Source organism: Variovorax sp. Root473, from assembly GCF_001426505.1.
In the GTDB taxonomy this organism is placed as follows: domain Bacteria; phylum Pseudomonadota; class Gammaproteobacteria; order Burkholderiales; family Burkholderiaceae_C; genus Variovorax.
The window spans coordinates 114,077-137,719 of the sequence record NZ_LMEV01000020.1; the positions used below are offsets into that span (position 1 = coordinate 114,077).

Genomic DNA, 23,643 nt, shown 5'->3' on the forward strand with positions numbered 1-23,643 from the left:
GTCAGCCCTCGATCTGGATGTTGGCCTTGCGGATCACGTCGCCGTACTTCGCGATCTCGCTGCGGATGAACTCGGCAAAGCGCTCGGGCGTGCCCGACTGCGACGCAATGCCGCCCTTGTGAAAAGCCTCGGTCACGGCCGGCGAGGCGAGCGCGCGGTTCACTTCGGCGTTCACGCGTTGCACGATGGCGTCGGGCGTGCCGGCCGGGGCCAGCAGGCCGTTCCACGAATTGGACTCGATGGCCACGCCCTGTTCGGCCAGTGTGGGTATCGCGGGCGCGTACTGCGAGCGCTGCGCGGTCGCCATGCCCAGCGCCACCAGCTTGCCGGCCTGCACATGGCCGCGGAACTCGGGCCAGTTGCCGAACATGACGGTCACCTGCCCGCCGAGCAGGTCGGCCAGCGCCGGGCCCTGGCCCTTGTAGGGCACATGCACGATGTCCAGGCCCATCTGCAGCTTGAGCATTTCGCCCGACAGATGCGCCGAGGTGCCGTTGCCGAAGGAGGCAAAGCTCAGCGTGCCGGGCATGGCCCTGGCCTGGTTGCGCAGGTCGGCCAGTGTCTTCAGGCCGCTGCCCGGGTGCGTGGCGAGCACGTGCTCCGACATGCCCATGAGCGCGACCGGGCGCAGGTCCTTGAGCGTGTCGTAGGGCAGCTTGCGCACGAGTGTCTGGTTGGCCGTGAAGCTGTTGGCCACGCACACGAAGCTGTGGCCGTCGGGCGCCGACTTGGCGACCGCATCGACACCGATCACCGTGCCGGCGCCGGGCTTGTTCTCGACGATCACCGGCTGGCCCAGCGCCTTGCCGAGCTCGAGGCCGACGAGCCGCGCGACGAAGTCGGTGGTGCCGCCGGGCGTGAAGGGCACGACGATGCGCACCGGCTTGGCAGGCCATGCCGTCTGCGCGCGTGCCACTGCGGGCAGGGCTGCGAGTGCGGCAGCACCCTGCAGCAGCGCGCGGCGTTGGACGCTCACGCCACGCCCCAGTGCGGAATGTGGTGCGAGCCCATCGACACTGCGATGTTCTTCGGCTCGCAGAACACTTCGTAGCTCCAGGTGCCGCCTTCGCGGCCCGTGCCCGAGGCCTTGGTGCCGCCGAAGGGCTGGCGCAGGTCGCGCACGTTCTGGCTGTTGACGAAGCACATGCCGGCTTCGACGGCCGCGGCCACGCGGTGCGCCTTGCCGATGTTCTCGGTCCACACGTAGCTGCTCAGGCCGTAGGCGATGTCGTTGGCCAGCTCGATGGCGTGCGCCTCGTCCTTGAACGGGATCAGGCAGGCGACCGGGCCGAAGATTTCGTCTTGCGCGATCTTCATGCGGTTGTCGACGTCGGCGAACACGGTGGGCATCACGTAGTTGCCCTTCTTCACGCGGTCGGGCAGGTTGGCCGGTGTGTCGAGGCCGCCGCAGAGAAGCGTGGCGCCTTCCTTCGGGCCCAGCTCGATGTAGCTGCGCACCTTGGCCAGGTGGGCCTGCGAAATCATTGGGCCGACGATGGTCTTCTCGTCGAGCGGGTCGCCCACGACGATGCGTTTGGCGCGCTCGGCGAACTTCGCGGCGAAGTCGGCGTAGATCGACTGTTGCACGAGGATGCGCGAGCCGGCCGTGCAGCGCTCGCCGTTGTTGCTGAAGATCATGAACACGGCCGCGTCGAGCGCTCGGTCGAAGTCGGCGTCTTCGAAGATCACGAACGGGCTCTTGCCGCCGAGTTCCATGCTGAACTTCTTCAGGCCCGCGCTCTTCACGATGCGGTTGCCCGTAGAGGTGGAGCCGGTGAACGAGATGGCGCGCACGTCGGGGTGCGCCACCAGCGGCTCGCCGGCTTCCTTGCCGTAGCCGTGCACCAGGTTCAGCACGCCGGCGGGAATGCCCGCTTCGAGCGCCAGCTCGCCCAGGCGCGCGGCCGTGAGCGGCGACAGCTCGCTCATCTTCAGCACCGCCGTGTTGCCGAAGGCCAGGCAGGGCGCGACCTTCCAGGTGGCGGTCATGAAGGGAACGTTCCACGGGCTGATGAGCGCGCACACGCCCACCGGATGGAACAGCGTGTAGTTCAGGTGCGTGGGCGTGGGGTAGGTGTGGCCGTCCACACGCGTGCACATCTCGGCGAAGTAGTAGAAGTTGTCCGCCGCGCGCGGAATGAGCTGCTTGCCGGTCTGCGCGATCACCTGGCCGCAGTCGTTGGTCTCGGTCTGCGCGATCTCGGGCACGTGCTTGGCAATCAGGTCGCCGAGCTTGCGGATGAGTTTGGCGCGCTCGGGCGCGGGCAGGCCGGCCCACTTGGGAAAGGCGGCCTTGGCGGCTGCCACGGCGGCGTTCACTTCGGCTTCGCCGCCCGAGGCGACTTCGGCCAGCACGTCCTGCGTGGCGGGGTTGACGGTTTCGAAGTAGTCGGTGCCGTGGACGTGCTTGCCGTCGATGAGGTGATGGATCTGTTGCATGGGCGTGAAGGTGTTGCGGCCTTGCGGCGGTGTGTCGTCAGTCGAGCTTGATGTCGCGCGCCTTGATCAGCGCGTGCCACTTCTTGCGTTCGGTGTCCACGAAGCGGGCCATCTCGGTGGCGTCCGTGGGGCGGGCTTCCCAGCCGGCGTCGTAGAGCTTCTGCTTCACGCCGGTGTCGTTCATGCTCTTGAGCAGGTCGGCGCCCAGGCGCGCCTGGATGTCCTTGGGCGTGGCGGCCGGTGCCACCAGCCCTTGCCAGGTGTAGGCCTCGACCGCGTAGCCGAGCTCCTTGGCCGTGGGCAGCTGAGGCAGCTGCGGCACGCGCTCGGCCGACATGGCCAGCAGCGGAATGACCTTACCGGCCTTCACGGCGCTGATGCCGCTGGGCAGGTCGAGCATCATCAGCGGCACCTGGTTGCCCATGAGGTCCTGCAGCGCGGGCGCGCCGCCCTTGTAGGGAATGTGCAGGAGCGAGACGCCGGCTTCGCGCTGGAACAGCTCGTAGGCCAGGTGGTGCGGGCTGCCGGTGCCCGGCGTGGCGATGCTGTACTTGCCCGGCGAGGCCTTGAGCGCCGCGATGAGCGCCTTGGCGTCGCTGAAGCCCGCGCCCGGCGCGGCCGTGATGATCAGCGGCGAGCGTCCCATCATGCCGAGCAGCGCGAAGTCCTTCTCGGCGTCGTAGGGCAGCTTCTTGTAGAGCGCGGGGTTGTAGACCAGCACGCCGTTGTCGGCCGAGAACACGGTGTAGCCGTCGCCCGGCGAACGCGCCACGTTTTCCGACGCGATGATCGCGCCCGCGCCGGGACGGTTGTCCACCGTGACGGGCTGTGCGAGCTGCTGCGAGAGCTGCGCGCCGGCCGTGCGCGCGAGGTAGTCGGTGCCGCCGCCGGCCGGGTAGCCCACGACCCAGCGCACGGGCTTGGTTGGATAGGTCGAGGCGGTCTGTGCCGTTGCCGCGGGTGCGAGCAGCAGCGTGGCGGCGCTGGCCGCCACGAAGGCGGCAGCAAGGCGGAAGGTCCGGGTTCTGGCAGTCGTCATGGCGGCGTGTCTCCGTTTTTTTGAAAAGGTGGCGCAGTCGATCAGCGAGCGGCGATGGTGTTGACCAGCGCGCCGATGCCGTCGATCTCGGTCACGACCACGTCGCCCGGCTGGCAATCGACCACGCCGTCGGGCGTGCCGGTGAGGATCAGGTCGCCCGGCGACAGCGTCATGAAGCGGCTGAAGTACTCGATGAGGAAGGGCGCGTCGAAGATCATGTCGCGCGTGTTGCCCTGCTGCGTGACGGTGCCGTTCACCGTGGTGCGCAGCGCGAGCGCCATCGGGTCGGCCACGTCGGCCGCATCGACGAACCACGGCCCCAGCGGCGTGCAGGTGTCGCGGTTCTTCACGCGCAGGTTGGGGCGGTACCAGTTCTCCAGGTAGTCGCGGATCGCGTAGTCGTTGGCCACCGTGTAGCCGCCGATGAATTCGTAGGCGTCGTCGCGCTTCACGTGCTTCGCGGTCTTGCCGACCACGATGGCGAGCTCGCACTCGTAGTGCATGAACTTCACGTCGGCCGGGCGGTGCGTGAACTGGCGGTGGCCGATGAGCGTGCTCTGGCCCTTGACGAACACCAGCGGTTCCTCGGGCGCCTTGAACTCGAGTTCTTTCGCGTGGTCGGCGTAGTTCAGGCCGAGCGCGAGGATGGTGCGCGGGCGCGCCGTGGGCGCGAGCGGCGGCAGCCACACGAGCTGGTCCTGCGGCACGACGCGGCCGTCGGCCAGCCGCACGGCCGCGTCGGCCTGGCCGTTGAGTTCGTGCGCGGTGCCGGTGTGCTCGCGGCCTTCGAAGATGACGCGTGCGTGCTTCATGCCGTTGCTTCCTTCACCAGCGTGTTGCTCAGGGTCTCGAAGCCTGGCGCAGAGATATCGATGCGGTCGCCCGCGCGGGCCAGCGGACGGCCGAGGTCGCAGCCGAGCATCAGCACGTCGCCGTGCGCCAGCGTCATGAACTCGCCCACGTCGGCGAGCAGTTGCGGCGCGGGGCGCACGAGCTGCGAGAAGTCGATCGACTGCTTCAGTTCGCCGTTGATGCGGACCTCGACGCGGAACTGCGCCGGGTCGGCCACCTCCTGCGCGTCGCGCAGCGCCGGGCCCATGCCCAGGAAGCCGTCGACGCACTTGAACTTCACCGGTGGGCGGAAGAAGCTCGCATGCGGGATCGACAGGTCGTTCAGCAGCACGAAGCCTTCGATGTCGCCCTCGGCGCCGATCACCATGCCGATGCTCGCGCCGACTTCCACCTCGGGCACCGCTGCGGGCACGGGGATCGCGCTGCCATGCGGGCTCCAGGTGTTGGCCGTTTTCACGTAGAGCACGGGCGCCTTCGGCGGTGCCTTGTAGGGCGCCTCGGTCATCTGCGGCGCGAGCGCCGCGGCCTCGGCGCGGAAGTTCAGCAGCGTGCCGTACACGGTGCCGGTGGGGAGAAAGAAGGTGGTCATGGTTCGGGTTGCTCCAGCGCAATCAGTTCGTCCAGCAGGCCGTAGAGCTGCGTCAGCTTGGCCTTGCCCAGCGACTGCTCCATCCAGTCGTAGTGCGCCTCGATGCTGGTGCCCAGGCGTTTGACGAGCTTCATGCCGTGCGGCGTGGCCTCGACCACGGTGCGGCGCTGGTCGGCCGGGTCGCGGGCGCGGGTGATGAGGTTGTCGCGCTCCATGCGAGCGAGCACGCCCGTGAGGCTGGGGCCGAGGATGAAGGCCTCGCGCGCGACGCGGCCGGTGTCGACCGCGCCGTGCTCGCCGAGCACGCGCAGCACGCGCCATTGCTGGTCGGACAGCGCGTGCTCGCGCAGGCTGGGCCGCGTGTGGGCCATCACGGCTTCGCGGGCCTGCAGCAGCAGGCGCGGCAAATTGCGGTGCGTGAAGGTGGTGCTCAAAAGCTGTGCCTCTCAGAATTATTTAACATGTTAAATGAATGCCGAGAAAACACGCCCGCGGGATAACCCTTGCGGGCCGTCGGACGCTCAGTCGATCGTGGTGCCAGAAGCGCGGATCACCTGGCCCCAGCGTTGGGTTTCGCTGCGGATGTAGGCGGCCAATTGCTCCGGCGCGCCCGCGCCGTGCGCCCCTGGCGCGGCCGGCTCGAAGCCCTCGTTTTCGAGCTTCTGGCGCAGCGCGGGCTGTGCGACGAGGCGGGCGATTTCCTGGCTGCAGCGGTCGATGAAGGCCTTGGGCGTGCCCGCGGGCGCGACCACGCTCTGCCACGCCACCGCCTCGAAATCGGCGGTGCCCGCCACGCCCGATTCGGCCACGGTCGGCACGGCGGGGGAGNNNGTCACGGCCAGCGCGCGCAGCTTGCCGCTGCGCACATGCTGCAGGGCCGGCGCGATGTCGGTAAACATGAGCTGCAACTGGCCGCCGAGCAGGTCGGTCAGCGCGAGCGCGCTGCCCTTGTAGGGCACGTGCACCATGTTCGCCGCGGTCGCGACCTTGAACATCTCCGCGCCCAGGTGTTGCGGGCTGCCGTTGCCGGCCGAGCCGTAGCTCAGCGCATCGGGCCGCGACTTGGCGAGCGCCACCAGCTCGGCCAGCGTGTTCGCCGGCACCGACGGATGCACCACCACCATCAGCGGCACGGAGCCGATGAGGCCGACCGGCGCGAAGTCTTTCGCCGGGTCGTACGAGAGCTTCTTGTAGAGCCAGGGGTTGATGGCGAGCGTGGTGCTGGTCGCGACCAGCAGCGTCGAGCCGTCGGGCGCCGCGCGCGCCACCTGCGAGGCACCGATGGCGGTGCCGGCCCCGGGCCGGTTGTCCACGATCACGGTGCGGCCCAGCGCGGAGCCCAGCTGCTGCGCGATGAGCCGGCCGAGCATATCGGTCGTGCCGCCGGGCGCGTAGGGCACGACGATGGTGATGGGCTTCTCGCCTTGTGCGCGCACGAGGGCGGGGCCTGCGGCGCAGGCGGCGACGGACAGCGCGCCCAGATGGCGCAAGGCATGGCGACGGTTCATTGGCTTGTCTCTCTTTCTTTTTCGGATGTCGGTGTGGCCACCACGGCGGCGCCGCGCAGCAGGTCGACCAGCGCGAGCGCGTCGGCCGGCACGGCATGCCCGCGCCAGGCCACGTGCTGGTCGGGGCGCGAGATGACGAGCGGCCGGTCGTACACCGCGGTGGCGGCCGAGGCGCGGATGTCGAGCGTGCGCAGAGGCAGGCCGCGCGCCGCGGCGGCGGCTTCGAGCGGCGCGACATCGATCGCGGGGTCGAAGCGCAGCAGCGTGTAGCCCTCGCCGGGCATCGCCATGGCGTCGTACAGCGAGCGCCCGTCGTCCAGCCACAGGTGCGGCGTGCGGCAGCCCGGCACGGTCGAGGGCGTGAACTCGTACATCGTGTAGGCGGGCGCGGCCTCGCCGTCGTAGGCGATGAGCGGCGAGCCCTCGTAGAAGTAGCCGAAGTTGAGCCCGCCGCAGCAGTACTGCTGCACGTTCAGGTCGTACAGCGCCTGGCCGCGTGCGGCGCGCAGCGCGTCGCCCTCGGGCCCGGGCGCCTCGATGTTCTCGGGCACGCCTTCGCGCTGGCGCTGCAGGGCCAGCGCGTGGTTCATCGCGAACCGCGACACCTGCTCGGTGATCGGCTGGCGCTCGGCCTCGTGCGCCGCGAGCGCAGCCTCGGCCAGCCAGCCGTGCAGCCGGCCCGCGAGCAGCCACGAGAGATTCATCGCATCGGCGATGCCGGCGTTCATGCCGTAGCCCGCCATCGGAATCCACAGGTGCGCCGCGTCGCCGCAGATGAATACGCGCCGGTCGCGGAAGCGGTCGGCCACGAGCCGGCGCCCGACCCAGTCTTCGTTGGAGATCACCTGGTACTCGAAGTCGTCGCCCACGCCGAGGATCTGGCGGATTGCCCAGTCGCGGTCGACCGAGTCGAAGTCGGTCTCCTCGGGCAACAGGTAGTTGTGCAGCAGCCAGGTCTCGCGCCCGTCGATGGCGTACACGTTGCCGCAGCGGCGCGGGTTCAGCGCGAAGGTGGCCCAGGCCGGCGGGTGCTTCAGCAGGCCCAGCAGCCCGGGCGTGCGGAAGTACGTCGACTGCACGCGGCCCACCACGTCGGTGCCGTGCAGGCTGGCGCCGATCTTCTTGCGCACCGTCGAGCGGCTGCCGTCGCAACCGACGAGGTACTGGCAGCGGATGCGCACCGCGCGGCCGTCGTCCAAGTCCACGCCGGTGGCCCACACGCCGTCGTCGTCCTGTTCGAAGTCGTCGATGCGCGTGCGGTTGCGGATGCGCAGGCCGGGCGTGCCCTCGGCATGCGCGAACAGCACCGGTTCGAGAAAGATCTGGTTGATGCGGTGCGGCGGCTCGGCCGTGGGCCACCAGGTGTCGGGGCCGCCGGTGGCGGTGTAGCGATCGCGACGCGCGGGGATCGGAATGCGCGACAGCTCCATGCCCGTCACGGCCGTGCGATAGGCCACGTCGTTCGGGTAGTCGGCCGGCAGGCCCGCCTCGCGCAGCGCCTGCGCCACGCCCAGGCGGCGGAACACCTCCATCGAGCGCGCCGCCACGTGGTTGCACTTCACGTTGGGCGGCTCGCCACGGTGGCGGATCTCGGTCATCAGCACGTCGATGCCGCGTTGCGCCAGGTCGATGGCCAGCGTCAGCCCCACGGGGCCGGCGCCGACGATCAGCACCTGGGCTTGCAGTTGCTCGGTCATGGGTCGCTTGTCTCCTGATTCTTGCGAGGCGCCATTACAGTGCCGAACCGGCTCACGGAAAAAGTGAAACTTTCATGGCCATTCATAAAAAACCACTATCAATGCGCGGCGTGCCTTCTGTGCGGCAACTGCGCGCGTTCGCGGCCGTGTACCACAGCGGCCAGCTGTCGAGCGCGGCGGCTGCGCTGTCGCTGACCCAGCCGGCCGTCAGCGTGCTGCTGCGCGAACTCGAAGCGCGGCTTGGCGTGCGCCTGTTCGACCGCACCACGCGTTCGCTGCAACGCACCGAGGCCGCGAACGAAGCCATCGGCTATGCCGAGCGCGTGCTCGCCGAACTCGATGCGCTTGGCACCGGCATGGCCGAGCTGGCGGCGGGCCGGCGTGGGCGCGTGCGCATCGCGGCCACGTCCACCATCGCGCAGACGCTGATGCCCAAGGCCCTGCGCCGCTACCTCGACCTGCACCCCGAGGTGAAGGTCGCCATCGAAGACTGCGCACCCGGGCAGTTCGTGGAGAAGGTGCTCGGCGAGCAGGTCGACTTCGGCGTGGGCACGCTGCAGGCACGCACGCCGGGGCTCGAGCAGCGCGTGTTCGTGCACGACCACCTCGCGGTGATTGCCGACCTCGACCTGCGCCTGCCCGGCACCGACCGCATCACCTGGCGGCAGCTCGCGGGCCATCCGCTGATCACGGTCAAGCCCGGGTACGGCGTGCGCAGCAGCATCGACATCGCCGCGGCAACCGCTGGCGTGCGGCTGGACATCGCCTACGAGGTGACGCTGTTGACCACGGCGCTCGCGATGGCGGCCAGCGGGCTCGGGCCGGCGCTGCTGCCGGCGTCGATCCTCGCGCATGCCGACCACACGCGGCTGGTGGCGCGGCGGCTCATGCGCCCGACGGTGGCGCGCAACATCGCGGTCGTGACGCGGCAGGGCCGCACGCTGTCGCCGGCCGCAGCGGCGTTCGCGGACCTGCTTGTGCGCGAATTCGCCATCGCCTGAACCGCGCCCCCTAAACTCGCCGCATGGCCAAGGACAAAACAACTTTCGTCTGCAGCGAATGCGGCGGCACCAGCCCCAAGTGGCTCGGCAAATGCCCCAGTTGCGGGGCATGGAACACACTCATCGAACAGGTCGCCGGCGCGGCCAACGGACCGTCCAACAACCGCTTCGGCACGCAGTTCGCGTCGCTCGCGGGTGCATCGGAACTCACCACGCTGTCGGAAATCGAGGCGACCGATGTCGCCCGCACGCCCACGGGGCTCGACGAACTCGATCGCGTGCTCGGCGGCGGCATTGTGTCGGGCGGCGTCACGCTGATCGGCGGCGACCCGGGCATCGGCAAGTCGACGCTGCTGCTGCAGGCGGTCGACGCGCTGCAGCGCGCGGGGCAGAACGCGCTGTACGTCACCGGCGAGGAAAGCGGATCGCAGGTCGCGCTGCGCTCCAAACGGCTCGGGCTCGACCACTCGCAGGTGCAGGTGCTGGCCGAGATCCAGCTCGAAAAAATCATCGCCACGCTCGATGCCACGCGCCCGGCCATCGCGGTGATCGACTCGATCCAGACCGTGTACTCCGACCAGCTCACCTCGGCGCCCGGTTCGGTGGCGCAGGTGCGCGAATGCGCGGCGCACCTCACGCGCTTTGCCAAGACCAGCGGCACGGCCGTGGTGCTGGTGGGCCACGTCACGAAGGAAGGCGCGCTCGCGGGCCCGCGCGTGCTGGAGCACATGGTCGACACGGTGCTGTATTTCGAAGGCGACACGCACTCGAGCTTTCGCCTCGTGCGCGCCATCAAGAACCGCTTCGGCGCGGTGAACGAGATCGGCGTGTTCGCCATGACCGAGCGCGGCCTGAAGGGCGTGACCAACCCGAGCGCGATCTTCCTGAGCCAGCATGCCGAGCCGGTGCCCGGCAGCGTGGTGCTGGTCACGCTCGAAGGCACGCGGCCGATGCTGGTCGAAATCCAGGCGCTGGTCGACAACGGCGGACCGAGCCCGCGCCGGCTGTCGGTGGGCCTGGACCGCGACCGCCTCGCGATGCTGCTGGCCGTGCTGCATCGCCACGCGGGCGTGGCCTGCATGGACCAGGACGTGTTCGTCAACGCGGTGGGCGGCGTGCGCATCAGCGAGCCCGCGGCCGACCTGGCCGTGATGCTGGCCATCACCTCGAGCCTGCGCGGCAAGCCGCTGCCCAAGGGCTTCATCGCCTTCGGTGAAGTCGGGCTGGCCGGCGAGGTGCGGCCCGCGCCGCGCGGCCAGGAGCGCCTGCGCGAGGCGGCCAAGCTGGGCTTCAGCGTGGCCGTGGTGCCGAAGGCGAATGCGCCGCGCAAGGGCACGAAGGACATCGAGGGCCTGACCATTCACCCGGTCGACCGCATCGAGGAAGCGATGGACGTGGTACGGCGTCTGGACTGACACTCGCACGTGCGCGCGCCGGCACGACAACACTCACATTCAGGAGGCCCCCGCCATGCAACTCATCGTCTCTGCCGGGCTGATCGCGGTGGTCGTGCTGTGGGGGCTGGTCTCTCCCGCGTCGCTCGACCGCGTGTTCAGCACCGCGCTCGCCGACATCACGCGCAACTTCGGCTGGTTCTACCTGTGGGTGGTGCTCGGGCTGGTGGTGCTGGCCTTCTTCCTGGCGTTCAGCCGTTTCGGCGACCTGAAGCTGGGCGACGAAGACGACGAGCCGGAGTTTTCCATCGGCGCGTGGTTCTCGATGCTGTTCGCGGCCGGCATGGGCATCGGCCTGGTGTTCTGGGGCGTGGCCGAGCCGATCTCGCACTACGCGAACCCGCCGCCCGGCGTGATCGCCGCCTCGCCCGATGCCGCGGGCGTGGCCATGCGCTACGCCTTCTTCCACTGGGGGCTGCACCCGTGGGCGATCTACGGCATCGTGGGTCTGTCGATCGCCTTCTTCAGCTTCCGCCGCAAGGCGCTGCCGCTGGTCAGTTCGGCCACCGAGGCGCTGCCATGGCGCTTCGTGCAGCGGCTGTCGCCGGCCTTCAACGTGCTGGCCGTGGTGGCCACGGCCTTCGGCGTGGCAGCCTCGCTGGGCATGGGCGCCACGCAGATCAACAGCGGGTTGCACGCGGCCTTCGGAACGGACATCGGCCGCTGGGCGCAGGCGACGATCATCGTGGTGACGACGGCGCTGTTCATCACCTCGGCGGTCACCGGCGTCGAGCGCGGCGTGAAGTGGCTGTCGATGGGCAACCTGGTGGTGGCGGCGCTGCTGGCGCTCACGGTGCTGGTCGTGGGGCCGACCATTGCCATCGTCGAGACCTTCACCAATACGCTGGGCGCGTACCTCGCCGATTTCGTGCGCATGAGCCTGCGCATGAATCCGTTCCGCAACAGCTCGTGGGTGGCCGACTGGACCTTGTTCTACTGGGCCTGGTGGCTCGCGTGGTCGCCGTTCGTGGGCCTGTTCATTGCGCGCGTCTCGCGCGGCCGCACGATCCGCCAGTTCATCCTCGGCACGGTGATCGCGCCCACGCTGGTGGGCTTCGCCTGGTTCTCGGTGTTCGGCGGCGCGGCGCTCAACTTCGAGATCTTCCAGGGCGTGCCGCTGGTCGAGTCGGTGAAGGCCGACGTGTCGACCACCATGTTCGTGATGTTCAAGGCCATGCCCATGGGTGGGCTGCTGTCGGTCGTGGCCACGCTGCTGGTGTTCGTGTTCTTCGTGACCTCGGGCGATTCCGCGACGCTGGTGCTGGGCATCATGAGCACCAAGGGCAACCCGAACCCGCCGGCCCGCGTCAAGATCACCTGGGGCGTGCTGGTGGCGGCCATTGCGCTGAGCCTGCTGTTCGCGGGCGGCATCAAGGCCATACAGACGGCGACCATCGTGTTCGCCTTGCCGTTCGCGTTCGTGATCCTGCTGATGGCGCTGTCGGTCACGCTGGCCATCCGCGACGACTGGAAGGCCGAGCAGAAGCGTGAACGCGAACTGCGGCGCAAGATGCGGCAGCTTGTGAACTGGTAGCTCAAGGAAAAAAATGCCCGGCGCGTGGTGGTCGCGCCGGGCATACCCTCCCTACCTTCCCTGGCCTCCCTGGCCTTCTTTCTGTGTGACGTCTGCCTAGCTTCCGATGTGCATCGTGAACGCCGGCCCGTTGTTGAGCACGCACTGGCCGCTGCCCAAGGTGGCGGAGTTCATCGTGTACTGGCAACTCAGATTGCCGCCGCGACTGCCGGTGGCGTTCGCCACGCCAGCGGTGCGCGAGCCGGCCACGCGGGTCGCCTCTCCCTGGAACTGTTCGGCACCGATCTGCGCATTGAAGTGGCCGCGGCCGTTCATGTCGTTGGTCACCGTGCCCCCGACGGCGCCGTAGCGCGCGGCTTCGGCGTTCGACGGATAGAGCCGCGCGCTGAAGGTCTGAGACACCGGCCCCGGTGCAACGGCGTAGCTTTGCTGCGACGGCGCGATGGGAGCGGGTTGGCCGAGCGGCACCACGTAGCAGCCGCTGAGTACGGTGCCCGCGAGTGCGGCGGCAAGGGTGAGTCGAACGAAAGTGACGGAGCGCGGGATGTTCATGCGTATCTCGGTGGCCCGGGCAGATGCCCGTGCGGCGAAATGTGCCCGCACCTCTCGCTGCCCCCTGCGCTTTTCGCCGCGAGTACCGCTTTGTGCACCCGGCGGTAGCCACGGTGGCTACCCCGGTGGGGTCGGGGCGCTCGTTCGCCGGGGCCTCCGGGGGCGTGCGTGCCGGGCGGCGACAATGCGCCCATGAATTTCCAGAAATTGCTGGTGCCCGTGGGGGCCGTCGTTCTCCTCGGCCTGTCCTGGCACCAATACGGATGGGGCGGCGTGGCGTTTGCCGGCGGCGCCATCGTGATGTTCCTGCTGATGCACTTCAACCGCGCGATGCAGGTGCTCAAGCGGGCCGCCGACCGGCCCATGGGCACGGTGGCGAGCTCGGTGATGCTCAATGCCAAGCTCAAGCCCGGCGTAACGCTGATGCACGTCATTGCGATGACGCGCGCCCTCGGCGAATTGCGCTCGCCCGAGAACGAGCAGCCCGAGCTGTACCGCTGGACCGACGCCGGCGGCTCTTATGTCGATGCCGTGTTCAACGGCGGCAAGCTGCAGAGCTGGACGCTCACGCGGCCCGAGACGCCGCCCGACGAAGAAACACCCGCCGCCTGAACGCGGCGCGGGCGCGTCGTCTCACTCAGAACGGCGCGTCCTCTTCCTCGGGCGCGTCGGCCTGCGTCGCAGGCGCGGTGGCGGCAGGCGCAGCCTTCGGCGCTTCGTCCGGCGGTGCCGCCGAGAACGCCGCCTCACCGCCCAGCGCATCGAGCAGCGCTGGCACCAGCTGGCCGAGTTCGCCGGTGGCAATGGCCACGTCGGCGTCGAAGTTGTCTTCCTTCTTTCCGCCTGCCGCGCCGTCGCCCGTGCCTTCGAGGAAGGTGATCTTGCGGATCAGCAGGCCGTGCGTCAGTTCGAAGGACACACGGTCGTCCCAGGTGAGCGCCAGGCGCGTGGGACGCTTGCCGTCGGTGATGTGCTGCTTGACCTCGTCGATGTCCAGCGCGTGCTTGGCGTAGCGCACCACGGCCTTCGAATCGTCGGAGGCCTTCAGCTCGCACTCGCGGTCGATGCTGAAGCCGGCCGGCGGCTCCTGCGTCAGCAGCCAGTTGGCCATGGCGGCGGCCGGCTCGATCTGCGTGTTGATCAGCGCCACGGCAAAGCCGTCGAGCGACTTCACGAGGCTGGTGACCACTTCGTCGGCGCGCGCCGCGTTGCCGCTGTTGATCACGAGGCGGTTCTCGGCCTTGTCGATCCACACCGTGACGCGCGCGCTGCGGGTGAAGGCCATGGGCAGCAGCTCGAGGGTGATGTCTTCCTTGAGCTCCTTCTTTTCCTTCTTGCCGGGCTTGCGGCCGGTGGTGGCCTCGATCTGGGCGCAGCGCTCGTCGAGCTTGCGGCGCACCACCGAGCCGGGGACCTGCTTGCTCTCGATCATGTACTCGACCAGCCACTGGCCGTCGATGGATTCGACCAGCGGGCCGTTGGCTTCGCCGCGGGGCTCGACCCAGCCGGCGGACTTTTCCTGCGAGGGGCCGCAAGGCACGAAGCGTTGCTTGCCGAGCCCTTCTTCTGCCTCGGTCAGTGATTGGGACCAGGCAGGTTCGATGCGATAGACGATGACGTTCTTGAATACGGACACGGGAACCCTTTTTCCACTGGTTGGCACAACCGGCCATTGTCGGGCACCCTGAAGTGCAGGGCTTGCGGGCGCCGCCGTAAAATCGAAAGCTTTTGCGACTTCCCAGTGGGTCGCACCCCCACACCGCTCCCAAAGGAATCAGGAAATGAGCTCGATCCCCCCCTCGCTGGACGACCGTGACGGCAAGATCTGGATGGACGGCGAACTCGTGGACTGGCGCGACGCCAAGATCCACGTGCTGAGCCACACGCTGCACTACGGGTGCGGCGCCTTCGAGGGCGTGCGCGCCTACAAGACGGCCGATGGCGGCACGTCCATCTTCCGCCTGGCCGAGCACACCGAACGCCTGTTCAACAGCGCCAAGATCCTGCGCATGAAGATCCCCTTCTCGCAAGAGCAGCTGAACGAAGCCCAGAAGCAGGTCGTGCGCGAGAACAAGCTCGAAAGCTGCTACCTGCGCCCGCTCATCTGGATCGGCTCCGAGAAGCTGGGCGTGAGCCCCAAGGGCAACAAGATCCACGCCATGGTTGCCGCCTGGTCCTGGGGCGCGTACCTCGGTGAAGAGGGCATGCGCCGCGGCATCCGTGTGAAGACCTCGAGCTACACGCGCCATCACGTGAACATCACGATGACGCAGGCCAAATCGGTCAGCAACTACACCAACTCGATCCTCGCCAACATGGAAGCGCTGGACGACGGCTACGACGAGGCCCTGCTGCTCGACGCGAGCGGCTTCGTGTCCGAAGGCGCTGGCGAGAACGTGTTCGTGGTGAAGAACGGCGTGGTCTACACGCCCGACCTGTCGGCCGGTGCCCTGAACGGCATCACGCGCAACACCATCCTGCACATCTGCAAGGACCTTGGCATCGAGCTGGTGCAAAAGCGCATCACGCGCGACGAGGTCTACATCTCCGACGAAGCCTTCTTCACCGGCACCGCCGCTGAAGTGACGCCCATCCGCGAACTCGACCGCATCGAGATCGGCAACCGCGGCGACGGCGGCGCGCGCGGCCCGGTCACCGAGAAGATCCAGTCGGCCTTCTTCGACATCGTGAACGGCAAGAATCCCAAGTACGCCCACTGGCTCACGAAGGTCTGAGAAAAACCATGTCCACCAATGCAGTCGTCGAACTCCTCGCGAAGGAGCTCAACCACCAGGGCGGCGTGTTCTGCCCCAGCCCCAAGGCCGACATGAAGCTCTGGAACGGTCACCCGAAGGTCTACCTCGACGTGGCGCGCACCGGCGAAGCCAAGTGCCCGTACTGCGGCACGGTGTACCGCCTGAAGGCGGGCGAGACCGTGTCCAGCCGCCACTGAGCGGCCAGGCGGAAAAAGAAACCGGCCCTCGTGGCCGGTTTTTTCGTTTCAGCGTCGCAGGGCCGTCGGCCACAGGCCGCGCCACGGATCGGGGTCCTGCGATTCCTGCGCCAGCCGCAGGTAGACCATCGCGATCCACAGCACGGCCAGCCCGATCTGCGCGTCGCGCATCGCCGAGTTCACGCTCGACGCGATGACCGCGATGAGCGTGGCGGCCAGCGCGTAGCGGCCGGCGATGTCGGGCCGGCGCCACGCCTGCCAGACGGCGACCAGCATGATCGCCAGCAGGCTCAGGATGCCGGGGATGCCGCTTTGCGCGCCCACCCACAGGAAGTCGTTGTGCGGCATGTTGGAGTCGGCGAACAGCGCGGGGCCGCGCTTGTGCCATTGGTCGGTCCAGCCGCCGATGCCCCAGCCGGCAACGGGCTGGTCGGCAATCATGGCGCCGGTGTCGCGGTACATGTAGTAGCGAATGATCCAGCTGCCATGGAACACGGCACCGGTCTGTGCCTTCTCGAGTTCCTCGATACCGGTCTCGACCTTCTGCTGCAGCTGCGGCAGCTGGTACAGGCTGGCACCGATCACCACCGCACCCAGGATCAGCGCGGCCGACAGCGCCTTCAGGTGGTTCTTCCACTGGTGCAGGCAGACCACCGGAATCACCAGCAACAGCGCGAGCACCGAGGTGCGCGACGTGAGCGGCAGCGCGACGACGGCGCCCAGCCCGAGCACGAGCGCAAAGGCCGCCAGTGCGCGCCAGGGCCGGTGCCCCGTGATCTGCGACAGCCCGTAGACCGCCGCACTGGCCGCCACGATGCTGAACAGCAGCGCGTTGCTGATCGACTTGTTGCCCACTTCCATCACCACGCCGCGCAACGCCCCCGGCACCGGAAAGCCCAGCGTGTAGTGCAGCACGACGAGCACGATGTTGAGCGCCGCGATCAGCAGGAAGCCGCGCAGCGCCCACAGCGCCTCTTCGCGCGTGAGCGCCATCGCCATCAGGAAGGTGAAGGCGATGCGCAGCCCGTGAAACAGGTTGGAAGGGGTCTCGGGGTAGTGCGGCCGCACGGCCAGCACGACGAAGGTCCACGCCACATAGGCGACCACCGGCCACCACAGCGGGTTGGCGCGCAGCCGCGCATAACGCTCGCGCAAGCCGCCGCCCAAGAGCAAGGCAAGCAGCAGCACGATGGCCGACAGGTAGGTGACGCCGACCGGCATGAACACCACCAGCCCCCAGAACATGGCCGCGGGCCGAACGATGTGCGATCTCTGCATAGGGGCGGGATTTTAGGTGGGCGAAATGGAACTCCCCCAGGCTCCGCGCACTTCGTGTCGCTTCTCCAACCCCCTCGCCGGGGGCGACGCCAGCGGCCCGGCAAAGCCGGTTCCGCGGCGTCTCACCAACAAGACCGGGAGATTCAGTGGGCGGTCGCGGCCACAGGCAGGCGGATCACGAAGCTCGCGCCGCCACCTGGCCGGTCTTCGCAGCGCACCGAGCCGCCGTGGCGCTCGGCGATGGACTTCACCAGCGCCAGCCCCAGGCCGACGCCGCCGTTGCGCTCGCTGGCACCCGGCAGGCGGTAGAAGGGTTCGAAGATGCGTTCGCGCAGCGCGGGCGGCACGCCCGGCCCGCGGTCGTTGACGCGCACCGTGGCGTAGCCGCCGGCGCTGCCGAGTTCGACGCTGATCTCGCCGGCGCCGTAGCGGCGGGCGTTTTCCAGCAGGTTGCGGATCGCGCGGCGCAGCAGGCGCGACACGCCCGGCACGGTGAGCGTGGCGTTGTCGGTGCCTTCGGCCAGGTCGAGTTCGGCGTTCACCTGCGCGCACTCTTCGGCGGCCAGGCCGGTGAGGTCGACGGCTTCGATGGTGCCCATGTCGGCCTCGCTGGCGTCGAGCCGGCTGGCCAGCAGGATCTCGTCGATGAGCTGGTCGAGTTCGCCGATGTTGCGCGAAATCTCTTCGCGCGCCGCCGGGCTGGGCTGGTCGCCCATGAGCTCCAGGCTCATGCGGATGCGGGTGAGCGGCGAACGCAGCTCGTGCGAGGCATTTGCCAGCAGCGACTTGTGGGAACGCACGAGCTGCTCGATGCGTTCGGCGGAGGCATTGAAACGCTTGGAGAGATCGGCCACTTCGTCTTGTCCTTCCTCGATCACGCGCGCCGAGAGGTCGCCCTCGCCCCAGCGCTGCACGCCGCGCTGCAGGGTTTCGAGCCGCTGGGTGATGCGCCGCACGATCGGGTAGACGCCCAGCGCCACCGCCACGCCCACCAGCGCAATCATCCAGCCCAGCCCGAACGGGGTACGCCAGGGCGCGAAGCCGCCGGTGCCGGTGGGGCGTTCGCGCGGCGCGACGCGCAATGTCATGTCGCGGCCATCGCTCAGCTGCACGTCGAACTCCAGGCCCTGGCCCGGCACGCGCATGGCCTTGCCGGTGCCGATGGTGCGGTCTTCGCTGTCGAGCACGACCACCTCGCGCGGCACCGGTGCCAGGCGCTCGCGCTCGGCCTCGGCGGCCACGCGCACGATCCAGTTGGCCATCAGCGTGAGGATGACCACGCCGCCGACCACCGCGAGCCAGATGCGGACGTAGAGATGGCGGCGGTAGAGGCTGCGCAGCATGCGGGCCGCTCCGGTCAGTCTTGCTGCTTGGCGAACACGTAGCCCACGCCGCGCACCGTGAGGATGCGCTTCGGGTTCTTCGCGTCGACTTCGATGGCGGCGCGGATGCGGCCCATGTGCACGTCGATCGAGCGGTCGAAGGCTTCGAGCTCGCGGCCGCGCACGGCTTCCATGATCTGGTCGCGCGTGAGCACGCGGCCCGCGCGCTCGGCCATGGCCACGAGCAGGTCGAACTGGTAGGAGGTGAGGTCAGCCAGCGCGCCGGCCACGGACACGGTGCGTGCGTTGCGGTCGATCTCGAGCGTGCCGAAGCGCATCACCGTGGAGGCCTCCGCTTCGGTGGCGTTCTCGCTGCGGCGGCGCAGCACGGCGCGGATGCGCGCCAGCAGCTCGCGCGGCTCGAAGGGCTTGGGCAGGTAGTCGTCGGCGCCGATCTCCAGGCCGATGATGCGGTCCATGGGGTCGCCCTTGGCGGTCAGCATCAGCACCGACACCTTCGACAGCGGGCCGGGCAGGGCGCGGATGCGGCGGCAGACTTCGAGCCCGTCGGTGTCGGGCAGCATCAGGTCGAGGATCACCAGGTCGGGCGCGTGCTGCTGCAGCTGCTCCAGGCCGCTGGCGCCGTCGCCGGCGTGGGTGAAGGCGAAACCCGACTGCGTCAGGTACTCGCCCACCATCTGTGCCAGGCGGGCGTCGTCTTCGATCATCAGGAGTTGGGGGGTGCTCATGCGCTTCATGGTCGTTCACCGGGAGCAAGCGGGCTTGAACGCTCCGTAAAGTTGGGTAAACGCAGCATCGCCCTGTCAACCTGGATTGCTGCGAAAAACATGGCGCCTCGCCCAGGTTTCAGGGGCGCCATGCGGTGGTCGTCAAACGGGAGCGTGCGCACGCACGGCCCCCGTGCCGGCGGGTCAGCCCGCGGCCTGCAGGCGCAGCCGCAGGGCCAGCGCGGCCGACAGCGGCAGGTCGATGGGCGCGTCGGCGCTGCCCGGGGCCTGGGCCAGCGCCTCGAACAGGGGCAGGGCATCGGCCATCGGGTTGATGTCCTTCAGCGTGGCGGCGGCGGCCGAGTGCGGCCCGGTCGCCGCACCGTCGCCGACCAGCGACCAGTCGAGGCTGGCCACCGTGTGGGCGGTGCGCTCGGGCGCGATCACCAGCGCCACGGCCAGCAGGCCGCGGCTGTCGGTCACCGATGCCAGCGCACCGACCGTGGGGGCGTCGTAGCCCACCAGCAGCACCGGCGTCTGGTCGGCCGCGCACTGCACAGCCGCTTCGAGCAGGCCGGCGGCAAAGCTGTGGCCATAGGCCGAGACGGCGTTGCTGGCCGCCATGCAGCCGGTGCCGATGGTCCAGTAGCCCACGGCCGCGTTGTGCACCGAGTTGTGGAACTTGGTGGGCGACAGCATCTTCGGGTCGCCCGCGAGCGTGCTGCACATGTAGTCATTGATCGACAGGTCGCCGTGCGCCGACGTGAACACGCAGGGCACGTCGGCCGCGTTGCGGTCGGCACCCGCGATGGCGGCGGCGGCCACTTCGAGCGCCAGCGCCACGGTGTCGGGCGCGCGGCGGCGCTCGGCCGGGGCCAGCACCTGCGGCGAGGGCCGCTTGGCGGGCGGATCGGCCAGTGCGCCTTCGCCGCGGAAGGCCGCGCGCGCGGCGTCCCAGCCGGGCAGCGTGGGGGTCCAGAAGGCGGGGCCTTCGATGTAGAGCGTGGGGGGCGTGTTCATGCGTTCACCGCCTTGCCGAAGACCAGCGCGCAGTTGTTGCCGCCGAAGCCGAAGGAGTTGGAGAGCGCGTAGCGCACCTCGCCCGTTGCAGGCTCAAGCTTGAGCTGGGGACCGAAGCCTTCGTCCAGCGTGCGCGTGTTGACCGTGCCTGGCATCAGGCCCCGCTCGATCGCCAGCAAACAGACCACGGCCTCGACGATGCCCGCGGCGCCCAGCGTGTGGCCCATGAAGCCCTTGGTCGAGCTGGCGTGCGTGTGCGCCGGGAAGCGGCGCGCCACCAGTGCGCCCTCGACCTCGTCGTTCTTCTGGCTCGCCGTGCCGTGCATGTTGATGTAGTCGATGGCGTCGGCCGCAAGGCCCGCGCGCGCCAGCGCGTCGTCGAGCGCGCGCTCGGCGCCCAGGCCTTCGGGGTGCGGGGTCGACATGTGGTGCGCGTCGCTCGCTTCGCCGTAGCCCAGCAGCAGTGGCGTGGCGGGGGCGCCGGGCTGCACGCGTTCGACCAGCGCAAAGCCGGCCGCTTCGCCGAGGCTGATGCCTTTGCGTCCGGCGTCGAAGGGGCGGCACGGTTCGGTGGAGACCAGCTCCAGCGAATTGAAACCGAACAGCACGCTGCCACACAGCGTGTCGGCGCCGCCGACCACGGCCGCGTCGGCCAGGCCCAGGCGGATCAGGCGCTCGGCCGAGGCGAACACCTTGGCGCTGGACGAGCAGGCGGTCGAAATCGTCTCGCTCGGGCCGTCGATGCCCAGCACCTGCTGCACGAACATGGCCAGCGAATGCGGCGTGTGGACCGCGGCACGGCGCTGGTCCGGCGGGAAGTTGCCGTCGGCGTCGAGCTGCGTGTAGGCCAGTTCGGTCTCGCCGATGCTGGCCGTGGAGGTGCCGAGCACCAGCGCGATGCGCGTGGCGCCGTACTTCTTGCGCGCGGCCGCGACCGCTTCGAGGAAGCCGTCCGCCTGCAGGCCCAGCCAAGCCAGCCGGTTGTTGCGGCAGTCCCACGACGCCGCCGATTCAGGCAGGCGGACGTCTTCCAGCCCGTCGACGCGGCCGATCCAGGTCGGCAGCGGCGCATCGCCGAAATCGTTGGCACGCAGGCCGCTGCGCGAGTGCGCGAGCGCGTCAGCGTGCGCTTCCTTGCCGACGCCGACGGCCGAGGTGGCCGTGTAGGCACTGATGTGAAGGGGAGAAATTCGGGACGGCACGATGGATGTGGGAGCAGGCGACAGGCGAAAAGGCGTCAACGACAGAAGAAAAAGCGGAAAAGCGCAATTTTCGCGCAATGAATGTCACAGCCTACCAGCGATGCGTATCGGGTTGCGTCGGCTGTTTCCTATAGATGACAGCTCCGGCGCAGGCCCTATTGACGCTCGCCGCCGCCTGTGCGGGCCGCCGAACGCGCGGCCAGCGCCACCAGCAGCAGCACCGGCACGCCCAGCATCGCGGTGGCGGTGAAGAAGGTGCTGTAGCCGTAGGCGTCGACGAACGCGCCCGAGTAGCCGGCGATGAACTTCGGCAGCAGCAGCATCAGCGAGCTGAACAGCGCGTACTGCGTGGCCGAGTAGCTGACGTTGGTCAGGCTCGACAGGTAGGCGATGAAGGCCGCCGAGGCGATGCCCCCAGCCAGGTTGTCGGCCGACACCACCGCGATCAGCGCCGTGAGGTCGTGCCCGCGCGTGGCCAGCCAGGCGAACAGCAGGTTGCTCGCGGCGCTCAGCACCGCGCCCAGCATCAGCACGCGCATCACGCCCAGGCGCATCGACAGCACGCCGCCCACGAAGGCGCCCGCGAGCGTCATGACCACGCCGTAGATCTTGCTGACCGTGGCCACCTGGTCCTTGGTGAAGCCCATGTCCACGTAGAAGGGGTTGGCCATGATGCCCATCACCACGTCGCTGATGCGGTAGATGGCGATCAGCGCGAGGATCAGCGCCGCCTGCCATTTGTAGCGGCGGATGAAGTCGGCAAACGGCTCGATCAGCACGCTTCGCAGCCATTCGCCCGCGTTCTTCGCCTTCGGTAGCACGCGCCGCACGGGTTCGGGCGACAGCAGCACCGTGAGCACGCCCACCGCCATCGAGGCCGCCATCACGAGGTAGGCCGTCTTCCAGGCGCCGTTCTGGTACGCCGCCGCGCCGGTGACGGCTACCGCTGGCGCCACCTCGGCCCAGGCCGCGACCCACAGCACGCCGGCGCCGGCCCAGATCATCGCGAGCCGATAGCCCGTTTGATAGGCGGCGGCCAGCGCCGCCTGCTTGCGCGTCTCGGCCGATTCGATGCGGAAGGCGTCCAGCGCGATGTCCTGCGTGGCCGAACCGAAGGCCACCAGCAGCGCGCACCAGATCAGCGGCTGCAGCCCCAGGCGCGGGTCGTTCATCGCCATGCCGATCAGCCCGGCGATCACCATGCCCTGCGCCAGCAGCAGCCAGCCGCGCCGGCGCCCGAGCAGCGTGGTCAGCGGCGGCAGCGGCAGCCGGTCGACCAGCGGCGCCCAGACCCACTTGAAGCCATAGGCCAGCCCGACCCAGCTCAGGTAGCCGATGGTGGTGCGGTCGATGCCCGCTTCGCGCAACCGAAAGCTCAGCGTGCCCAGCACCAGCAGCAGTGGCAGGCCGGCCGAGAAACCCAGCGCCAGCATGCGCAGGGTGGCGGATTCGAGGTAGACCTTGAGCGCGTCGCGCCAGGGCAGGGCGGCGCTCGCGGGGGCTGGGGTGGGTTCGGCGGGCGGTGCGGACATGAGTGGGGGATTGTCCATGAGCCGCCCAGGAGATCGGCGCGCCCGTTTGTCTGCATTTGTTCCTATCATCCGGGCACTTATGTGCACACGATGCGAACGTCCCTTCTCTGCCCTTTCCGAAGCCTCAGCCTGGAACCCGCGCCGGGCCTTCCTGCTGGCCGCCGCCGGTGCGGCGCTGAGCGCGCCAGCGCTGGCGCAGGTCAACGTCGGCAATGCCTCGGTGGCGCGCAACCTCGTGCCCGCCGAGCAGATCGAAGTGGCCGGTGTGCAACAGTACGGCCAACTGCTCGCACAGGCGCGCGCCAAGAATGCGCTGGCCGGCGACGGCAACGCCCAGCTGCAGCGGCTGCGCGCCATCGCCCAACGGCTCATTCCCTTCGCCCTGCCGTGGAACGCCCGCGCACGCGAATGGAAGTGGGAGGTGAACCTGATCGGCAGCAAGCAGATCAACGCCTTCTGCATGCCCGGCGGCAAGATCGCCTTCTTCACCGGCATCCTCGAGCAACTGAAGCTCAGCGACGACGAGGTTGCGATGGTCATGGGCCATGAAATGGCGCACGCGCTGCGCGAGCACGCCCGCGCGCGCATGGCCAAGAGCGCTGGCACCGGCGCGGCGCTGTCCATCGGCGCGCAGCTGCTGGGGCTCGGCCAGGTCGGCGACCTCGCGGCGCGCGCCGGCACGCAGCTCATTACCCTGAAGTTCAGCCGCAGCGACGAAACCGACGCCGACCTCGTGGGCCTGGAGCTTGCCGCGCGCGCGGGCTACGACCCGCAGGCCTCGGTGTCGCTGTGGAAGAAGATGGCCACCGCCTCCAGGAACCAGGGCGGCCTGAGCTTCTTGTCGACCCACCCGAGCGGGCCGGACCGCATCGCCAAGCTCGAGGCGAACGTGCCGAAGGTCGAGAATCTGTACCGGGCGGCTGCGCGCAAGTAGCGGGCGTCT

General features: G+C 69.0%; 23 protein-coding genes and 1 pseudogene. 7 read left to right on the forward strand and 17 right to left on the reverse strand.

The genetic code is table 11. The features are described 5' to 3' along the window. Position 1: 1 nt before the first annotated feature. From ASD34_RS25295 to ASD34_RS25330, 9 genes and pseudogenes are all read right to left on the reverse strand, one after another. Positions 2-976 carry a tripartite tricarboxylate transporter substrate binding protein gene (locus ASD34_RS25295; protein ID WP_056583822.1) on the reverse strand — a complete coding sequence of 325 codons (975 nt, stop codon included), beginning with the start codon at positions 974-976 and terminating at the stop codon, positions 2-4. After that, a complete protein-coding gene (gene hpaE, locus ASD34_RS25300) occupies positions 973-2,439 on the reverse strand; it encodes a 5-carboxymethyl-2-hydroxymuconate semialdehyde dehydrogenase (protein ID WP_056583825.1) in 1,467 nt (488 codons plus the stop codon). Before hpaE ends, ASD34_RS25295 begins: the two co-directional genes overlap by 4 nt. Positions 2,440-2,476: 37 nt before the next feature. Further along, a complete protein-coding gene (locus ASD34_RS25305; RefSeq protein ID WP_056583828.1) occupies positions 2,477-3,478 on the reverse strand; it encodes a Bug family tripartite tricarboxylate transporter substrate binding protein in 1,002 nt (333 codons plus the stop codon). A gap of 41 nt (positions 3,479-3,519) precedes the next feature. Next, positions 3,520-4,290 carry a fumarylacetoacetate hydrolase family protein gene (locus ASD34_RS25310; RefSeq protein WP_056583831.1) on the reverse strand — a complete coding sequence of 257 codons (771 nt, stop codon included), beginning with the start codon at positions 4,288-4,290 and terminating at the stop codon, positions 3,520-3,522. After that, complete coding sequence (locus ASD34_RS25315; protein ID WP_056583834.1) at positions 4,287-4,919, reverse strand: fumarylacetoacetate hydrolase family protein; 633 nt, start codon at positions 4,917-4,919, stop codon at positions 4,287-4,289. Before ASD34_RS25315 ends, ASD34_RS25310 begins: the two co-directional genes overlap by 4 nt. Next, positions 4,916-5,353: a homoprotocatechuate degradation operon regulator HpaR gene (hpaR, locus tag ASD34_RS25320; RefSeq protein WP_056583837.1), complete on the reverse strand. Its 438-nt coding sequence runs from the start codon at positions 5,351-5,353 to the stop codon at positions 4,916-4,918. Before hpaR ends, ASD34_RS25315 begins: the two co-directional genes overlap by 4 nt. A gap of 87 nt (positions 5,354-5,440) precedes the next feature. Further along, a partial coding sequence (locus tag ASD34_RS28430) for a tripartite tricarboxylate transporter substrate-binding protein (RefSeq protein ID WP_268810587.1) occupies positions 5,441-5,747 on the reverse strand: 307 nt, incomplete at its 5' end. 3 nt (positions 5,748-5,750) lie between these two features. After that, positions 5,751-6,427, reverse strand: a pseudogene (locus ASD34_RS28435) (Bug family tripartite tricarboxylate transporter substrate binding protein); the annotation flags it as partial. Next, positions 6,424-8,124, reverse strand: a complete 1,701-nt coding sequence (locus ASD34_RS25330; RefSeq protein WP_056583852.1) for an FAD-dependent oxidoreductase — start codon at positions 8,122-8,124, stop codon at positions 6,424-6,426. The pseudogene ASD34_RS28435 and the gene ASD34_RS25330, both read right to left, overlap by 4 nt. Positions 8,125-8,198: 74 nt before the next feature. Between ASD34_RS25330 and ASD34_RS25335 the strand changes: the two genes are divergently transcribed. From ASD34_RS25335 to ASD34_RS25345, 3 genes are read left to right on the forward strand one after another with little or no spacing between them, the layout of a single operon-like run. After that, positions 8,199-9,125 carry a LysR family transcriptional regulator gene (locus ASD34_RS25335; protein ID WP_056583856.1) on the forward strand — a complete coding sequence of 309 codons (927 nt, stop codon included), beginning with the start codon at positions 8,199-8,201 and terminating at the stop codon, positions 9,123-9,125. Positions 9,126-9,148: 23 nt separating this feature from the next. Then, positions 9,149-10,540, forward strand: coding sequence for a DNA repair protein RadA (gene radA / locus ASD34_RS25340; RefSeq protein WP_056583859.1), 1,392 nt, complete (start codon positions 9,149-9,151; stop codon positions 10,538-10,540). A 55-nt stretch (positions 10,541-10,595) separates the two neighbouring features. Further along, complete coding sequence (locus tag ASD34_RS25345) at positions 10,596-12,113, forward strand: BCCT family transporter (RefSeq protein ID WP_056583862.1); 1,518 nt, start codon at positions 10,596-10,598, stop codon at positions 12,111-12,113. 96 nt (positions 12,114-12,209) lie between these two features. Here the strand turns inward: ASD34_RS25345 and ASD34_RS25350 are convergent, their stop codons facing one another. Next, on the reverse strand, positions 12,210-12,665 hold the full coding sequence (locus tag ASD34_RS25350; RefSeq protein WP_056583865.1) for a hypothetical protein: 456 nt from the start codon (positions 12,663-12,665) through the stop codon (positions 12,210-12,212). Between the two features lie 192 nt (positions 12,666-12,857). Here ASD34_RS25350 and ASD34_RS25355 point away from each other — a divergent pair, with 192 nt between their 5' ends. Continuing rightward, positions 12,858-13,277 (forward strand): hypothetical protein, encoded by a 420-nt coding sequence (locus ASD34_RS25355; RefSeq protein ID WP_056583868.1) that lies wholly within the window; start codon positions 12,858-12,860, stop codon positions 13,275-13,277. Between the two features lie 25 nt (positions 13,278-13,302). On the opposite strand, the gene ASD34_RS25360 is transcribed toward ASD34_RS25355, so the two are convergent. Next, complete coding sequence (locus ASD34_RS25360; RefSeq protein ID WP_056583872.1) at positions 13,303-14,301, reverse strand: recombination-associated protein RdgC; 999 nt, start codon at positions 14,299-14,301, stop codon at positions 13,303-13,305. Between the two features lie 145 nt (positions 14,302-14,446). On the opposite strand from ASD34_RS25360, the gene ASD34_RS25365 reads away from it, so the two are divergent. Together ASD34_RS25365 and ASD34_RS25370 are read left to right on the forward strand one after the other, a co-directional pair. Further along, on the forward strand, positions 14,447-15,400 hold the full coding sequence (locus ASD34_RS25365) for a branched-chain amino acid transaminase (protein ID WP_056583875.1): 954 nt from the start codon (positions 14,447-14,449) through the stop codon (positions 15,398-15,400). 8 nt (positions 15,401-15,408) lie between these two features. After that, positions 15,409-15,618, forward strand: a complete 210-nt coding sequence (locus ASD34_RS25370) for a zinc-finger domain-containing protein (protein WP_056583879.1) — start codon at positions 15,409-15,411, stop codon at positions 15,616-15,618. A gap of 48 nt (positions 15,619-15,666) precedes the next feature. Here the strand turns inward: ASD34_RS25370 and ASD34_RS25375 are convergent, their stop codons facing one another. The 6 genes from ASD34_RS25375 to ASD34_RS25400 all read right to left on the reverse strand — a co-directional run bounded on the left by ASD34_RS25375 (position 15,667) and on the right by ASD34_RS25400 (position 22,718). Next, on the reverse strand, positions 15,667-16,896 hold the full coding sequence (locus tag ASD34_RS25375; RefSeq protein WP_056583882.1) for an O-antigen ligase family protein: 1,230 nt from the start codon (positions 16,894-16,896) through the stop codon (positions 15,667-15,669). 143 nt (positions 16,897-17,039) lie between these two features. After that, entirely contained in the window at positions 17,040-18,239 is a 1,200-nt protein-coding gene (locus ASD34_RS25380) for an ATP-binding protein (RefSeq protein ID WP_056583885.1), read from the reverse strand. A 14-nt stretch (positions 18,240-18,253) separates the two neighbouring features. Then, positions 18,254-18,976, reverse strand: coding sequence for a response regulator transcription factor (locus tag ASD34_RS25385; protein WP_056583888.1), 723 nt, complete (start codon positions 18,974-18,976; stop codon positions 18,254-18,256). 174 nt (positions 18,977-19,150) lie between these two features. Beyond that, positions 19,151-19,966, reverse strand: a complete 816-nt coding sequence (locus ASD34_RS25390) for a beta-ketoacyl synthase chain length factor (RefSeq protein ID WP_056583892.1) — start codon at positions 19,964-19,966, stop codon at positions 19,151-19,153. Continuing rightward, positions 19,963-21,168, reverse strand: a complete 1,206-nt coding sequence (locus tag ASD34_RS25395) for a beta-ketoacyl-[acyl-carrier-protein] synthase family protein (protein ID WP_200937656.1) — start codon at positions 21,166-21,168, stop codon at positions 19,963-19,965. Before ASD34_RS25395 ends, ASD34_RS25390 begins: the two co-directional genes overlap by 4 nt. Positions 21,169-21,323: 155 nt before the next feature. Further along, entirely contained in the window at positions 21,324-22,718 is a 1,395-nt protein-coding gene (locus tag ASD34_RS25400) for an AmpG family muropeptide MFS transporter (RefSeq protein WP_056583895.1), read from the reverse strand. 61 nt (positions 22,719-22,779) lie between these two features. Here ASD34_RS25400 and ASD34_RS25405 point away from each other — a divergent pair, with 61 nt between their 5' ends. Next, positions 22,780-23,634: a M48 family metallopeptidase gene (locus ASD34_RS25405; RefSeq protein ID WP_056583898.1), complete on the forward strand. Its 855-nt coding sequence runs from the start codon at positions 22,780-22,782 to the stop codon at positions 23,632-23,634. The last annotated feature ends 9 nt before the right edge of the window (positions 23,635-23,643 follow it).

Excerpts from the sequence above, each read along its gene's own strand:
- ASD34_RS25380 (WP_056583885.1), bottom strand. The coding sequence starts at position 18,239 with ATGCTGCGCAGCCTCTACCGCCGCCATCTCTACGTCCGCATCTGGCTC.
- ASD34_RS25315 (WP_056583834.1), bottom strand. The coding sequence starts at position 4,919 with ATGACCACCTTCTTTCTCCCCACCGGCACCGTGTACGGCACGCTGCTG.
- ASD34_RS25375 (WP_056583882.1), bottom strand. The coding sequence starts at position 16,896 with ATGCAGAGATCGCACATCGTTCGGCCCGCGGCCATGTTCTGGGGGCTG.
- ASD34_RS25330 (WP_056583852.1), bottom strand. The coding sequence starts at position 8,124 with ATGACCGAGCAACTGCAAGCCCAGGTGCTGATCGTCGGCGCCGGCCCC.
- ASD34_RS25305 (WP_056583828.1), bottom strand. The coding sequence starts at position 3,478 with ATGACGACTGCCAGAACCCGGACCTTCCGCCTTGCTGCCGCCTTCGTG.
- ASD34_RS25400 (WP_056583895.1), bottom strand. The coding sequence starts at position 22,718 with ATGGACAATCCCCCACTCATGTCCGCACCGCCCGCCGAACCCACCCCA.
- ASD34_RS25350 (WP_056583865.1), bottom strand. The coding sequence starts at position 12,665 with ATGAACATCCCGCGCTCCGTCACTTTCGTTCGACTCACCCTTGCCGCC.
- ASD34_RS25370 (WP_056583879.1), top strand. The coding sequence starts at position 15,409 with ATGTCCACCAATGCAGTCGTCGAACTCCTCGCGAAGGAGCTCAACCAC.
- ASD34_RS25335 (WP_056583856.1), top strand. The coding sequence starts at position 8,199 with ATGGCCATTCATAAAAAACCACTATCAATGCGCGGCGTGCCTTCTGTG.
- ASD34_RS25385 (WP_056583888.1), bottom strand. The coding sequence starts at position 18,976 with ATGAAGCGCATGAGCACCCCCCAACTCCTGATGATCGAAGACGACGCC.
- ASD34_RS25390 (WP_056583892.1), bottom strand. The coding sequence starts at position 19,966 with ATGAACACGCCCCCCACGCTCTACATCGAAGGCCCCGCCTTCTGGACC.
- ASD34_RS25355 (WP_056583868.1), top strand. The coding sequence starts at position 12,858 with ATGAATTTCCAGAAATTGCTGGTGCCCGTGGGGGCCGTCGTTCTCCTC.
- ASD34_RS25310 (WP_056583831.1), bottom strand. The coding sequence starts at position 4,290 with ATGAAGCACGCACGCGTCATCTTCGAAGGCCGCGAGCACACCGGCACC.
- radA (WP_056583859.1), top strand. The coding sequence starts at position 9,149 with ATGGCCAAGGACAAAACAACTTTCGTCTGCAGCGAATGCGGCGGCACC.
- hpaE (WP_056583825.1), bottom strand. The coding sequence starts at position 2,439 with ATGCAACAGATCCATCACCTCATCGACGGCAAGCACGTCCACGGCACC.
- ASD34_RS25345 (WP_056583862.1), top strand. The coding sequence starts at position 10,596 with ATGCAACTCATCGTCTCTGCCGGGCTGATCGCGGTGGTCGTGCTGTGG.
- ASD34_RS25365 (WP_056583875.1), top strand. The coding sequence starts at position 14,447 with ATGAGCTCGATCCCCCCCTCGCTGGACGACCGTGACGGCAAGATCTGG.
- ASD34_RS25405 (WP_056583898.1), top strand. The coding sequence starts at position 22,780 with ATGTGCACACGATGCGAACGTCCCTTCTCTGCCCTTTCCGAAGCCTCA.